Source organism: Bradyrhizobium betae (assembly GCF_008932115.1).
Taxonomy (GTDB): domain Bacteria; phylum Pseudomonadota; class Alphaproteobacteria; order Rhizobiales; family Xanthobacteraceae; genus Bradyrhizobium; species Bradyrhizobium betae.
The window spans coordinates 4,098,194-4,112,872 of the sequence record NZ_CP044543.1 but is presented as its reverse complement, the minus strand read 5'-3'; the positions used below and the strand labels follow the sequence as shown (position 1 = coordinate 4,112,872).

9 protein-coding genes and 1 pseudogene are annotated in these 14,679 nt (G+C 64.6%); 5 read left to right on the top strand and 5 right to left on the bottom strand.

All coding sequences use genetic code 11. The annotated features are described in order from the left end of the window. Positions 1-213: 213 nt before the first annotated feature. From F8237_RS19535 to F8237_RS19520, 4 genes are all read right to left on the bottom strand, one after another. Positions 214-1,161 carry a fatty acid desaturase gene (locus F8237_RS19535; RefSeq protein WP_151647060.1) on the bottom strand — a complete coding sequence of 316 codons (948 nt, stop codon included), beginning with the start codon at positions 1,159-1,161 and terminating at the stop codon, positions 214-216. Between the two features lie 15 nt (positions 1,162-1,176). Beyond that, positions 1,177-2,193, bottom strand: a complete 1,017-nt coding sequence (locus tag F8237_RS19530) for an alpha/beta fold hydrolase (RefSeq protein WP_151647058.1) — start codon at positions 2,191-2,193, stop codon at positions 1,177-1,179. A gap of 227 nt (positions 2,194-2,420) precedes the next feature. Beyond that, the gene (locus F8237_RS19525) at positions 2,421-3,428 is read right to left on the bottom strand and encodes a zinc-dependent alcohol dehydrogenase family protein (protein WP_151647056.1); all 1,008 of its coding nucleotides are present in this window, start codon (positions 3,426-3,428) and stop codon (positions 2,421-2,423) included. 15 nt (positions 3,429-3,443) lie between these two features. Further along, positions 3,444-5,057 carry an acyl-CoA synthetase gene (locus F8237_RS19520; RefSeq protein ID WP_151647054.1) on the bottom strand — a complete coding sequence of 538 codons (1,614 nt, stop codon included), beginning with the start codon at positions 5,055-5,057 and terminating at the stop codon, positions 3,444-3,446. Positions 5,058-5,270: 213 nt separating this feature from the next. On the opposite strand from F8237_RS19520, the gene F8237_RS19515 reads away from it, so the two are divergent. Beyond that, positions 5,271-6,476: an ABC transporter substrate-binding protein gene (locus F8237_RS19515; RefSeq protein WP_151647052.1), complete on the top strand. Its 1,206-nt coding sequence runs from the start codon at positions 5,271-5,273 to the stop codon at positions 6,474-6,476. 43 nt (positions 6,477-6,519) lie between these two features. Here the strand turns inward: F8237_RS19515 and F8237_RS19510 are convergent, their stop codons facing one another. Then, on the bottom strand, positions 6,520-7,464 hold the full coding sequence (locus F8237_RS19510; protein ID WP_151647051.1) for a helix-turn-helix domain-containing protein: 945 nt from the start codon (positions 7,462-7,464) through the stop codon (positions 6,520-6,522). Between the two features lie 262 nt (positions 7,465-7,726). On the opposite strand from F8237_RS19510, the gene F8237_RS36925 reads away from it, so the two are divergent. The 4 genes and pseudogenes from F8237_RS36925 (at position 7,727) to F8237_RS19485 (ending at position 14,623) form a co-directional block, all read left to right on the top strand. Beyond that, positions 7,727-9,466 (top strand): ATP-binding cassette domain-containing protein, encoded by a 1,740-nt coding sequence (locus F8237_RS36925; protein ID WP_244625933.1) that lies wholly within the window; start codon positions 7,727-7,729, stop codon positions 9,464-9,466. A gap of 207 nt (positions 9,467-9,673) precedes the next feature. Then, positions 9,674-10,741, top strand: coding sequence for an HlyD family secretion protein (locus F8237_RS19495; RefSeq protein WP_151647049.1), 1,068 nt, complete (start codon positions 9,674-9,676; stop codon positions 10,739-10,741). Continuing rightward, positions 10,738-13,509, top strand: a complete 2,772-nt coding sequence (gene rbbA / locus F8237_RS19490) for a ribosome-associated ATPase/putative transporter RbbA (RefSeq protein ID WP_167527482.1) — start codon at positions 10,738-10,740, stop codon at positions 13,507-13,509. Before F8237_RS19495 ends, rbbA begins: the two co-directional genes overlap by 4 nt. A gap of 2 nt (positions 13,510-13,511) precedes the next feature. After that, a pseudogene (locus F8237_RS19485) lies at positions 13,512-14,623 on the top strand (ABC transporter permease). Positions 14,624-14,679: the final 56 nt, after the last annotated feature.

Sequence of the window (14,679 nt, the reverse complement as noted above, 5' to 3'; positions counted from 1 at the left end):
AGCGCCCTCCAACCCATTGATGCGATTGAATTACTTTTGGCCACCGACGCTTCCGGACAGGCAAGGTATCCAAGTGCGCAAATCGATCGAAATTTGCGCTTAGCGCGGCGTAAAGTCCTTTATCGGAAACACGCAAAAGCTCGGATTGCGATAACCGCATTTCTACGGGTACGGCAAACACCGCACGGCAAGCGCATCCACGCTGCTGGCTGACTAGCTCGCCTGCCGATGCCGGCGAAACCACGCCCAGGTCTCGCGTGTCGTTCTGATGTAGCCCTGGCCGCGATAGAGGATCTCGCCGTCAACGATCTCGTTCAGCTTCGGCAACGCATGAAACGGGATCGAGGGATAGGCGTGGTGCTCGACGTGATAGGGCATGTTCCACGCGAACCATTTGACGATCGCGCCGGTATAGGTGGTGCGGGTGTTCTGGAACGCGCTGCGCGTGGTGTCGCAGCCGGTATGCTCGGCATAGAGATAGGGCCGCAGGAAGAGCTGCCCGATGATCAGCGGCACGATCCAGACCCAGAGCAGCAGCGCCGATCCGAACCATAGCGACAGCGCGAACAGCAGCGCATAGAGCGCGACATAGGCCCGCGCTTCGGTCACGATGGTGGCGCGCTTGCCTTCGGGAATCCAGGGCACGACGACCTTGCCGGTGACGGCATGGCCGAGCATCAGCCGGAGCCGGCCGGCGACCTGAAGCAGGCCGCTATAGGCGATCGCGAGCTGCGTATCGGTGGCCGGCTTCACGCCGACGATCAGCTCCGGGTCCTTGTCCGCATCCTGGGTGTAGCGGTGATGATCCCAGTGAAACAGGCAGTAATATTCATACGGCAATCCGATGATGAAGGCCGAGAGATTGCCGACCGCGAGATTGAGGCCACGGCTTTTGAACGCGGTCTTGTGCGCGGTCTCGTGCACCGCCATGAACAGGAAGGCGACGAGATAGCCTTGCACCGCCATCAGCGGCAGCGCCCGGAGCACGCCGTAGCTCGACGTCACCTTCCAGATCAGCACACCGACCAGAATGATCATGCCGTAATGGCCGAGGCTTTGGGCGGCACCCCTGAGATTCGAGCGCACCGACAATTCGCGCAGCATCGCCGGCGTCAGCGGCTTGAGGCGGTGGCCGGGCTCTGAAACGGTCGCGTCGCTCATGATCGGATGCCTGACCTATTTGCTGAGAAGCGCTGCGATCTCGGCCTTGATGAAAGCCTGGTCGGGCGGATTGTTGACGGGATTGCCGGCACGATGGCCGTGCAGCGACGGGATCGGATGCAGCACGGCCGATTTCGCGTTGACCAGCTTGCCGAGCTCGTCCTCGTTGTCGCGGACGTCGAAGTAGCGGTCGGTGGCGCCCGGCATCAGCAGCATGTGCGCCTTGATCGCCGCGAGCGCGCGGTCGAGATCGCCGCCGAAGGCGGCGCAGCGGCTGATGTCACCGCCTTGCCAGATGCCGACCTGCGCCAGCAAGTCGTTGGCGTCGCGCCGCGCGAACGCGGCATCCCATGCACGAACGAGATAGTCCTCCAGCGAGGTGAAGCCGGCCTCGCGCCAGATTTCGTCGCGATAGAACCCGTGCGACATCGCCCAGCCGGCATAGACGCGCCCCATCGCGCGATAGCCCGCCACGGGCTTCTCGACGAAGCGGCCATCGCGAAAGGCGGGGTCGCCGGTCAAGGCGGCCTTCACGCTTTCGAGGAAGACGTAGTTGTAAGGCGCACAGCGCGCACTGCCGCAGACCACCGCCGCATGCGCGACCATGTCAGGGTGCAGCGCCGCCCAGTGATAGGCCTGCATGCCGCCCATCGACCAGCCATAGACCAGCGCGAGCTTTGTGATGCCAAAGCGCTCGATGAGCAGCCGATGCTGAACCGCGATGGCGTCGTGATAGGTCAGTTGCGGGAAAGGCACGGCCGAGTTCGACGGCGAGGACGACAGCCCGTTGCCGAACAGGTTCGGGATGATGATGAAGTAGCGCGTGGGATCGAGCACGCCGTCGGGACCGATCAGCCATTCGGTGTCGAAGTGCTGGGCGCTGAAGGAAGTCGGATAGAGAATGACGTTGTCTTTGGCCGGGCTGAGCGTGCCGTAGGTCTGGTAGGCGAGCTTCAGCGCGGGGAAGACAGCGCCGGACTGGAGCGCGACATCGCCGGCCTCGAAGATTTCGTAGTCGCGCTGTGCCGTCATCGATCAACCCCGCTCACGCGGCCACAAAATGCGCCCGCCGAGACAACGATGCATCGATCGTGCCGGTCCAGCAAACGCATCGTTGCGTCGCATTTAATAATGTACATATAGTACAGTTATTAGATCGATGCAACGAGCAACCGGGATCTTTCCGCGGAGAGATGGTTCCCTGCGCTCGCAATGACGGTGGGAAACGTGTGGAGCGCCCCCGACTGACCGAGCACCTGCTACGGAAACTCCACCACGATCTTGCCGAAGTGCCCGCCCTGCTGCATCAGCCGGAGCGCATCGGGCACTGCGTCGAAGCCGAACACGCGGTCGATCACCGGCCTCATGGCGTTGCGGCCGACCGCTGCTGTCATCCCCTCGAACATGCGGCGGCTGCCGACCGACAGGCCGGTGACGTGCAGGTTCTTGGAAAACAGGGTGGGGATCGCGATCTGCTGCGAGAAGCCGGAGAGCACGCCGATCACCAGGATGTTGCCACCGACCCGCGCGGCCTCGAGCGATTGCGAGAAGGTGTCCTTGCCGCCGACCTCGACGACATGGTCGACGCCGCCGCCGGTCCACTCCGAAGCCGCCTTGCCCCATTCCGGCACCGAACGATAGTTGATGGTGTGGTCGGCGCCGAGCGCACGCGCGCGTTCGAGCTTCGCGTCACTCGACGACGTCACGATCACGCTCGCGCCGGCGAGCTTTGCGAACTGCAGCGCGAAGATCGACACCCCGCCGGTGCCCTGCACCAGCACGGTATCGCCGGGCCGCACGTTGGCCTCCTCGAACAAGGCGCGCCATGCCGTGAGCCCGGCGCAGGGCAGCGTCGCAGCCTCCTGGAACGAGAGATGCGACGGAATGCGGCTGACGCCCTCGGCGTCGAGCAGCATCACCTCCTGCAGCACACCCGGCCGCGTGCCGCCGAGCGCATAGCGGCGGCTGGTCGCCGACACCTTCCCGTCGATCCAGGACTGGAAGAACATCGGACAGACTCGGTCACCGACCGCGACTCGGGTGACGCCCTCGCCGAGCGCGATCACCTCGCCCGCGCCATCCGAGAACGGGATCAGCGGCAACCGAGTGACACCGCCCTTGCCCTGAATCGTGAGCAGATCGCGGTAGTTCAGCGACGCCGCCTTCATCCGCACGGTAACCTGGCCCGGACCGGGGGCGGGCTCCGGCAGGTCGGCCAGCTCCATCCCCTCGATCGACCAGTCGCGCGCGACCTGCCAGGCTCTCATGCCGATCGCTCCATCTCAGGTGCCGAAGCTCTTCTGGACCGCCTTGTCGAGCGTCTCGCCGCCGACGAAGCGCTGGCGCAGCTCGCGCTTGAGCAGCTTGCCGCTCGGATTCTTCGGCAAGGCATCGACGAAGATCACGCGCTTGGGCACCTTGAAATGCGCCATCTGGCCGGCGCAATGCTTGATGACGGACTCTTCGTCGAGCTTCTCGCCGGTCTTGACCACGACGATCGCGGTCACCGCCTCGATCCAGCGCGGATCGGGCAGGCCAACGACGGCAACCTCGGAAACCCCGGGGATGCGATAGACCATCTCCTCGACCTCGCGGCTGGCGACATTCTCGCCGCCGGTCTTGATCATGTCCTTGACGCGGTCGACCACGGTGATGTGGCCCTCGTCGTCGACGGTGGCGAGATCGCCGGAGTGAAACCAGCCGCCGGTGAAGGCGGCCGCGGTCTTCACCGGGTCATTGTAGTAACCGGACAGGAGATGCGGCGAGCGATGCACGATCTCGCCGACTTCCCCGACCTTCACATCTTCCATCGCCGTGTTGACCACGCGCGTCTCGACATTGAGCACGGGCTTGCCGGCCGAGCCGGCCTTGCGCAGCTGGTCCTCCGGGCGCAGCACGGTCGCGAGCGGCGCGATCTCGGTCTGGCCGTAGAAGTTCCAGAATTTGACGTTGGGCAGGCGGCGCTGCAACTCGAGCAACACTTCCACCGGCATGATCGAGGCGCCGTAATAGCCCTTCTGCAGCGTCGACAGATCGGTCTTGTCGAAAGACGGCGAGCGGAGCATCGCGATCCAGATTGTCGGCGGCGCGAAGAACGAGGTGATCTTGTGCGCCTGGATCAGCGCCAGGACGTTGTCGGCGGTCGGCTTGCCGGTGATGACGCCGGAGGCGCCAAGATAAATCTGTGGCCCCAGGAAGACGTCGAGCTGGGCGCAATGATAGAGCGGCAGCGCGTGCAGGAACTTGTCGTCCACGCTCATGCCGCCATCGATGACGCAGCTGACATATTGCCACATCACCGCTTCATGGGTCAGCATCGCGCCCTTGGGCAGCGACTCCGTGCCGCTGGTGTAGACGATCTGCGCGAGGTCGCGGCTGTCGACGGACGCTTCCAGGAACGAGCCATCGGGGTCGAGGAGATCGTCGAAGGTGGTCAGTCCCGCCGGCGGCGCCGCGGGTTCTTCGCCCGGCAGCCAGATCATCTTCTCGACCGCGCAATCCCTGGCGCTTGCGGCCTTCGCGGGCTCGACGAAATCGGGGCCGGTCGCGAGCAGCTTTGCACCGGAGCTCTTGAGGATGAAATTGATCTCGTCCGGATTGAGCATGAAGTTGATCGGCACCAGCACCGCGCCGATCCGCGCCAGCGCGAAACGCAGCGCCGCGAAGGCATGCGAATTGCGCGAGAGCACGGCGACGCGATCACCCTTCCCGACGCCGAGGCCGAGCAGGCCGCGGCCGAGCCGGTTGCAGATCGCATCCATCTCGGCAAAGGTCCAGCTCACATGGCCGCAGCTCACCGCAAGCTTGTTCGGCTCGCGGCCTGCCGAGCGGCGCAGGAGATCGCCGATGGAGTGCTCGCGCGCTTTCGAGATGGTGGCTGCGGTATCGTTCGGCATTTCCGTCCCCCGGGAATTTCAGTCTGCGTGAAGGCCGACCTGGACGCATCTCAGGCCATTGCGCTTACGAATGTCGCGTTTGCCCAAAGCGTAGTCGGCGCAACCTGCCGCGTCAAATCATGCGGAGGCGCGGCGCCGTCACGCAAGAATTGACGCCTCAGAGAGTCAACTCTAGGCTCGCGCACCAAAATATAAAAACGGGGGGAAGTATACATGTATCGAATTGCGCGCGCCGCTTTTGCGGCCGGACTGCTTGCCGGGTTCGCCATCGACCCGGCTCTGGCTCAGCAGACGCCGCTGAAGATCGGCGTGCTCTCCGACTTCTCCTCGGTCTATTCCGACATCGGCGGCCAGGGGAATGTCGAGGCCACCAAGATGGCGATCGAGGATTTCGGCGGGCAGATGTTCGGCAAGCCGATCGACATGGTCTCTGCCGACGTGCTGAACAAGCCCGACGTCGCCTCGACCATTGCCCGCAAATGGTGGGAGACCGAAGGCGTCGACATGATCATCGACCTGCCGACTTCCGCCACCGCGCTCGCGGTGATGGAGCTGTCGAAGCAGTATGAGAAGATCATGATCGTGACCGATGCGGCGAGCTCCGACATCACCGGAAAGTCGTGCTCGCCCTACACCGCACACTGGACCTACGACACCTATTCCAACGCCCACACCGTCGGCAGCGCCATCGTCAAGAACGGCGGCGACACATGGTTCTTCCTCACGGCGGACTATGTGTTCGGCCATTCGATCGAGCGCGACACCGGCGACGTGGTGAGGGCGGCCGGCGGCAAGGTGCTCGGCAGCGTCAAGCACCCGCTCAACACGGCCGATTTCTCGTCCTTCCTGCTGCAAGCCCAGGCCTCCAAGGCCAAGATCATCGGGCTTGCCAATGGCGGCGGCGACACCATCAACGCGATCAAGCAGGCCGGCGAGTTCGGTATCGTCGCCGGCGGCCAGAACCTGGCGGCGATCGTGATGTTCATCTCCGACGTGCACAGCCTGGGGCTGAAGCTGGCGCAGGGCCTGATCATCACGGAGGCCTATTACTGGGACCTCAACGACAAGACCCGCGCCTTCGGCAAGCGTTTCATGGAGCGCGTGAAGCGCATGCCGACGATGAACCAGGCCGCCACCTACAGCGCGACGCTGCATTACCTCAAGGCCGTGCAGGCCGCCGGCACCAAGGACACCAAGACGGTGATGGCAAAGATGCGCGAGCTGCCGGTGAAGGATGCATTCACCGACAACGGCATCCTGCGAGAGGACGGACGCATGGTGCACAGCATGTTCCTGTTCCAGGTGAAGAAGCCCGAGGAGTCGAAGGGCCCGTGGGACTATTACAAGCTGCTTGCCGAAGTCCCCGCCGACCAGGCCTTCCGGCCGCTGAAGGACGGCGGCTGTCCGCTGGTGAAGTAACGCCGCCGATGACGGACCTGCATCGCCGCGCGGTGCAGGTCCTCTAGCGCCGCCGCAAGTCGGACGGGCTGTGGCCGAACTTCCTGCGGAACGCCGTGCTGAAATACGACGAGCTGCTGAAGCCCAGTTGATAGGCGACTTCAGTGATCGACAGCGACCGCAGCTCCGGGCGGGTCAGCAGGTCGTAACAGCGCTGCAGCCGGCGATCCAGGAGCCATTCGGACGCCGACACATCGGTGAGCCGGAACAGATAGTGCAGATGCCTGAGCGAGACGCCGTTGCTCTTCGCGATCTGCTCCAGCGACAAATCCGCGTCGGTGAGATGCGCCTCGATCCAGGCCTTGACCGAGCGCAGGCGCGCCTGCTGCGCGCTCGCATCTTCCGAGAATTCGTCCCGCTCGCCCATGTCGAGCGCGAGCGCCAGCACGTCCATCAGCTCGGCGCCGAGCCGCGTCCTCGCGGCCTCGTCCAGCGACGCACCTTCCGCGGCGAGCGTCGCGCAGAACTCGGCGGCGATCCGCCCAAGGCCGCGGCCCGTCGCCATCGTCGTGACGACAGGCAGGCGCCCGTCACTGAGGCGCGCGGAAAACTCCTTGCGCGGGATCTCGAGATACAGCGATCGCACTTTGCCGATACATTCGAGATCGTAGGCCTCGGAGGCCGAAAAGATCGCCCCCATGCCGGGATTCGACAGCAAGGTCTGGCCCGCCTGCAGCACGTTGACCCGGCCCTGCTGGACGAATTCGACGTAGTAGCAATCCTTGTCGAGTTTTGCGATGTGGCGCTCGCGGCGCGAGATGCGCTGCTCCGACAGCAGGACATCCGTCATCGTGACGGCGCCGAACCGGGCCTCGCGAATGAAGCCGTGATAGTCGGACCGCTCCTCGGCATTCACGTCGACATGGACGTAGACATCGCAGATCGCGCCTTGCCACGCAGCGTAGCGTTTGGCTGGCTCCAGATCGTCCGTCGAAAATACCAGGTTCATCGTCCGCCCATCACTTGCAAGGCCATGATGAACGTCGTTTGTGCATCGCACAAGTCGGCCAAGCATCGAGATTCTAGATGGCCGCCGCCTACACGCAAGACCGGTTTGCGCGGAGAAGCAAAAGCTTTGCGCTCCGGAGCAAGCCGCGTTCCGGCATGTGGCCTATGAAGAACAAAAAGCAGTCCACAAAATAGGCGGGAAACGTTCGCTTGCGTCAGGTCCAGTCAACTGCTGCACAGCTTGCCGTGCCGCCCGAATGGCGATGCCCGTGAGCAGCGCCTTGTCGCCGCAAATCACAACGCGGTTCACGCAGCCGGTCAGGACCATCGCCGATATCGAGGCGCTGGAGCAGCGGCAGTACGACTCCCTCATCCCTGCCCGCAATCTCCTGCACCTGTTCAAAGCCACGGCACGCCTGCATCCCGACCGTCCCGCGCTGACGGTGCTGACCAGGGGCTCGCGCGAGCCTGATGACGTGACGCTGACGCATCGTCAGTTGCTTGCGGACATCATTCGCGCTGCCAATCTGTTCAGGTCGCACGGGATCGGCAAGAGCGGCGGAACAGCCGCGTTTCTCTGCCCGATCCTGCCGCCACTGTTTCCGGCTTTGCTAGGTGCCCAGATCGCCGGTGTTGCGAGTTCGATCAACTATCTCCTCAACGAAGACGCGATCGCCGACCTGCTCGAGGCGCAGAACGCGACTGTGCTGGTGATCCCAGCCGAAGCGGCCGATCGCGCGATCTGGACCAAGGCGGCCAACGTCGCGCAGCGCGTCCCATCGCTCAAGACGATCTTGGTGATCGGCGCGGATGGTCACCTGCCCGGAGGGTTTCTGAACTTCGATGAGGCTCGAGCCGACGGACAGATCGATACCGCCGACGATGACGACCAGCGCAAGCCCGAGCGCGATGAAACCGATCTCTCCGGCCTGCCGCGCGGTGTCGGCGAAGCTCGCCGGCGACAGGAAGTTGTCGATGGACCGGCTGAGCGCGAGGCCAACGATCAAGCGCTGACGCCTGAGGAGAAGAAATACTTCTTCGACCTCGTCCGCGATCTCAAGAAGCGCGGCGTGTCCATCGTCTTCATCTCGCACGCCCTGGAAGAGGCCCTGCTGCTGGCCGACCGCATCACGGTGCTGCGTGACGGCAAGCATGTCGTGACCGACGATGCCGCCAAATTCGATCGCGCCGCCATCATTCAAGCGATGGTCGGCCGCGACCTCTCCAACACGCTCTACGGCGCCCGAAAGAGCACCGTGCGGTCGGCCGGCGCGCGCGTGCTCACGGTGCAGAATTTGAAGATGGCGCCGATGGTGAAGAACAATTCGCTGTCAGTGTTTGCAGGCCAGATCACCGGCGTGTTCGGCCTGGTCGGCGCGGGCCGCACCGAGACGTTCAAGATCGTCTCGGGCGTGCTCAAGCTCGACTTCTTCCACGGCGGCGAAATCCTGCTGCACGACAAGCCGGTGCGCTACCGGGTGCCGGCGCCGGCCGTCAAGGCCGGCATCGCCTATGTCACCGAGGATCGCAAGGTCGAAGGCTTCTTCGAGACGTCCTCGATCGCGCGCAACATCTATCTCGGCCTGCTGTCGAAATTTCCCAAGGGACGCATGATCCTGTCGCGGCGGGAAACCGATGCGGTTGGCAAGACCTGGATCCAGAAGCTCAGGGTTCGCGCCATCGGCGACCACGGCAAGGTGGTCGAGCTCTCGGGAGGTAATCAGCAAAAGGTCGTGATCGCAAAATCGCTGGTGCAGGAGCCGGACCTGATCATCTTCGACGAGCCGACGCGCGGCGTCGACGTGGGCGCCATCGTCGAGATCCACGAGTTGATCAACCAGCTCGCCGACGAGGGCAAGGCGGTCGTGGTCATCTCATCCTACCTGCCCGAGATCATGGCTCTCTCCGACCGCATCCTGGTCTCGCGCCAGGGCAAGGTCGTGGAGGAATTCTCCGCGCTGGACGCGACGGAGGAAAGGATCATGTACGCGGCGATCCACTAGGCGCTTCCGGAGCTTTCCAGGCCAGGAGGCTGCTTGAACCTTGAGCAGAGGCGACGGTCGCGCAGTCTGATCTGCATCAAGTTGCGCCGCAAAAATCCCTGCAATGTTGGGCCGGTTCCGGCTGCGCAGCTTGCACCCTAGAGGTATCAGCTGCGGCCGGGCGTTTGTGTCTCAACATGTGGGCGCCGCTGGCGGCGTTATGAATAGATGAACTTCACACCGGGTCGCATCGCCGCGGCGATCGCCATCCTCGTCGCGGGCGGCGGCTATTACTACTGGCTGCACCGCGATTCCAACCCGCTGCCGGCAGGCTTCGCCCGCGGCAACGGCCGCATTGAAGCGGTCGAGATCGATATCGCTACCAAGACACCCGGCCGGATTCGCGAGATCCTGGTCAACGAAGGCGATTTCGTGAAAGCCGGCCAGGTTCTGGCGCGGATGGACACCGATCAATTGCAGGCGCAGCGCCGCCAGGCCGAAGCGCAACTCCAGCGCGCTTCGATCAATGTCGAGACCGCAAAGAGCCTGGTGAACCAGCGCGAGGCCGAGCGCAGGGCTGCCGAGGCCGTGGTTGATCAGCGCATCGCGCAGCTCGACAGCGCGAGCCGCAAGCTGGATCGTTCCGAGCAGTTGATCAGGACGAACGCGGTGTCGCAGCAGGTGCTGGACGACGACCGCTCGGCCAATGCCACGGCGAAGGCGGCGCTTGCCGCTGCCCAGGCGCAGGTCGCCGCATCCGAGGCCGCGATCAGCTCCTCCCGCGCCATGGTGATCGATGCCGGCGCCTCGGTCGACGCCACCAAGGCTGCGATCGAAAGCATCAACGCCGACCTCAACGACAGCGTACTGAAGGCGCCGCGCGAAGGCCGGGTGCAATATCGGGTGTCGCAGCCGGGCGAGGTGCTCGCGGCCGGCGGCCGCGTCCTCAACATGGTCGATCTCGGCGACGTCTACATGACGTTCTTCCTGCCGACGGCCGCTGCCGGCCGCGTTGCGATCGGATCCGAGGTCCGCCTCGTGCTCGACGCTATTCCGCAATATGTGATCCCGGCCAAGGCCACCTTCGTCGCCGACGTCGCGCAATTCACGCCCAAGACCGTCGAGACCGAGGAGGAGCGCCAGAAGCTGATGTTCCGCATCAAGGCGCATATCGCGCCGGAGCTGCTGCGCCAGCACGTCGAGCACGTGAAGACCGGCCTGCCCGGCATGGCCTATGTGCAACTCGATCCGGCCGCGCCATGGCCCGACAATCTCAAGATCAAGCTGACCCGATGAGCTCGACTGCCGCAGCCGACGCACCGGCCGGGCCCGGCAGCGTGGTGCATCTGGAAGGCGTGGGCCTGAGCTACGGCAAGACCCGGGCGCTCGACGCCATTACCCTCGACCTGCCGTCCGGCTGCATGGTCGGATTGATCGGCCCTGACGGCGTCGGCAAATCCAGCCTGCTCGCGCTGATCGCCGGCGCGCGCGAGATTCAGGAAGGACATGTCCATGTGCTCGGCGGCGACATGGCGAGCTCGCGCCATCGCCGCGCCGTGTGTCCCGACATCGCCTTTATGCCACAGGGGCTCGGCAAGAACCTGTATCCGACGCTGTCGGTGTTCGAGAACATCGACTTCTTCGGCCGCCTGTTCGGACACGGGAAGGCGGAACGAACGCGGCGGATCGCGGGCCTGTTGCGCGACACGGGACTCACCCCCTTCGCCGACCGCCCGGCGGCCAAGCTCTCCGGCGGCATGAAGCAGAAGCTGGGCCTTTGCTGCGCCCTGATCCACGATCCCGAGCTGCTGATTCTCGACGAGCCGACGACCGGCGTCGATCCGTTGTCGCGGCGCCAGTTCTGGGAGTTGATCGCCTCGATCCGAGGCGGCCGGCCCGGCATGAGCGTGATCGTCTCGACCGCCTATATGGAAGAGGCCGCGCAGTTCGACTTCCTGATCGCGATGAACGCGGGACGCGTGCTGGCGACCGGAACGCCCGCCTCACTCAAGAGCCAGACCGGCACCGACACGCTCGATGACGCCTTCATCCGGCTCTTGCCGGAGGCAGATCGCGGCAGCCATACCGGCGTCGTCATCCCGCCGCGCAGCGGCGACCACGACGAGATTGCGATCGAGGCCGACCACCTGAGCCGGCGGTTCAATGGCTTCGTCGCCGTCGACGATGTGAGCTTCCGCATCAGCAAGGGCGAGATCTTCGGCTTCCTCGGCTCGAACGGATGCGGCAAGACCACGACCATGAAGATGCTCACTGGCCTGTTGCCCGTGAGCGAAGGCAGCGCTCGGCTCTTCGGCAAGGCGATCGATGCCGGCGACATGTCCGTGCGCCGGCGCATCGGCTACATGTCGCAGGGCTTCTCGCTCTATTCGGAGCTCACTGTCGTCCAGAATCTCGATCTGCATGCAAGGCTGTTCGAATTGCCGGCGGAGACTATCGCCGCGCGAATCGACGAGATGATCACGAGGTTCGATCTTGCCGACGTGGCCGATGCCATGCCCGATGCGCTGCCGCTCGGCCTGCGGCAGCGGCTGTCGCTGGCGGTCGCCATGATCCATGCGCCCGACATCCTCATCCTCGACGAGCCGACCTCCGGCGTTGACCCGGTCGCACGCGACCGCTTCTGGCAGAGTCTGGCCGAGCTCGCGCGCAAGGACAACGTCACCATCTTCGTCTCGACCCATTTCATGAACGAAGCCGAGCGCTGCGATCGCATTTCGCTGATGCATGCCGGCAAGGTGCTGACGTCGGACACGCCTGCCGCGATCATCGCCGCGCACGGCGCCGCCACGCTGGAGCAGGCCTTCATCGCCTGCCTGGAACAGGCCGGTGCGGACGCGGCGGATGAAACCAGCCAGCCGGAGGCCGCATCGCCCGAGCCGGCTGCGACGGCCGCGCCTCCGCGCAGGCGCAGCGCGACGTTCAATCCGACCCGCATGTTCGCCTATTCCCGGCGCGAGACGCTGGAGCTGCGCCGCGACCCGATCCGCGCCACGCTCGCGGTCCTCGGCAGCGTGCTGCTCCTGTTCGTGCTCGGCTACGGCATCAGCATGGACGTCGAGAACCTGACCTTCGCCGTGCTCGACCGCGACGACAGCGCGATCAGCCGCGACTACAGCCTCCAGATCGCAGGCTCGCGCTACTTCACCGAAAAATCCCCGATCACGGATTATGCCGATCTCGACCGCCGCATGCGTGCCGGCGAGATTGGCCTCGCCATCGAACTGCCGCCCGGCTTCGGCCGGGACGTCAGTCACGGCCGGCATGTCGAAATCGGCGCCTGGGTCGACGGCGCGAACCCGACCCGCGCCGAGACGCTGCGCTCCTATGCCCAGGCCATCCACGCGACCTGGCTCGCGCAAAAGGGCCGCGAGCTTTATGGCGAGACGGCGATCGCCGGCACCTATCAGCTCGCGATGCGCTATCGCTACAATCCGGACGTGCGAAGCGTCGTCGCGATGGCGCCCGGCATCATCCCGCTGCTCCTGATCATGATCCCCGCTGTGCTCGCGGCGCTTGCGGTGGTGCGCGAGAAGGAGCTCGGCTCGATCGTCAATTTCTACGTCACGCCGGTGACGCGGCTGGAGTTCTTGCTCGGCACGCAGCTGCCTTACGTCGTGCTGGCATTCGGAAACTTCCTCCTCCTCGTCGCCTTCGCGCTCGCCGTCTTCGGCGTGCCCTTCACAGGCAGCTTTCCGGCCTACGCGCTCGCCGCGCTGCTCTACGTCACGGCAACGACCGCCATGGGGCTGGTGATCTCGGCCTTCATGAAGAGCCAGATCGCCGCACTGTTCGGCACCGTGCTGATCACACTGATTCCGGCGATCCAATATTCCGGCCTGATCGATCCGGTCTCCTCACTGCAGGGAGCGGGCAGGCTGATCGGGCTCATCTACCCGACCAGCCATTTCGTGACCATCTCGCGCGGCGCGTTCTCGAAGGGTCTCGGCTTCGCAACGCTTCACAACGACCTGCTTGCGCTCGCCGTCACGATCCCGGTGCTGCTCGCCGCCGGCGCGCTGCTCCTGAAAAAACAGGCCCGCTGACCATGCGCCTCGGCAACCTCTTCCAGCTCGGCATCAAGGAATTGCGGGGCCTCTCGCGCGACCCGGTGCTGCTCGTGCTGATCGCCTACTCCTTCACGCTCGCGGTCTATGAGGGCGCCAACACGCTGCCGGAGACGTTGAATCGCGCTGCGATCGCCATCGTCGATGAGGACCATTCGCCGATCTCGACCCGGATCGGGATGGCGTTCACCGAGCCCTACTTCTCCACCCCCGGCTGATCTCGCAATACGAGATGGACCAGCGGATGGATGCCGGTCTCGACACCTTCGCGCTCGACATCCCGCCGGACTTCCAGCGCGACCTGCTGGCGCGCAAGGCGCCGACCATCCAGCTCAACGTCGACGCGACGCGGATCTCGCAGGCCTTCAACGGCAGCGGCTATGTCGAACAGATCGTCAGCGCCGAGATCGCGGAATTCCTGGCGCGCAGCAGGCAGGCGCAGACGCCGCAGATCGATCTCGCGCTGCGCGCCCGCTTCAATCCGGAGCTGAAGAGGTCCTGGTTCGGCGCGATCGACCACCTCATCATGTCGATCACGATGCTCTCGATCATCCTGACCGGCGCGGCGCTGATCAGGGAGCGCGAGCACGGCACGATCGAGCACCTGCTGGTGATGCCGGTCACGCCGCTGGAGATCATGGTGAGCAAGGTCTGGTCGATGGGAGCCGTGGTGCTGGTCGCCTCCGCCCTATCGATCATCTTCGTGGTCAAGGGATGGCTGGCGGTGACGATCGACGGCTCGGTGGCGCTGTTCCTCGTCGGCGCGGCGCTGCACCTCTTTGCCACCACCAGCATGGGCATCTTCCTCGCCACCGTCGCCGGCTCGATGCCGCAATTCGGGCTGCTGCTGATCATGATCCTGCTGCCGTTGCAGACCTTGTCCGGCAGCATGACGCCGCGGGAGAGCATGCCGCAATTCGTCCAGGACATCATGCTGGCGGCGCCCAACACGCATTTCGTGATGCTCGCGCAAGCCATCCTGTTCCGCGGCGCGGGGCTCGAGGCCGTATGGCCGCAGCTGGTCGCGCTCACGCTGATCGGCGTCGTCTTCTTCCTGATCGCGCTGCGCCGGTTCCGCGCGTTTCTGGCCTAAAGCGCGATGAGATTAGGATGAATCCTCATCGCGCTTTAGAATATTGTTTGAGCATG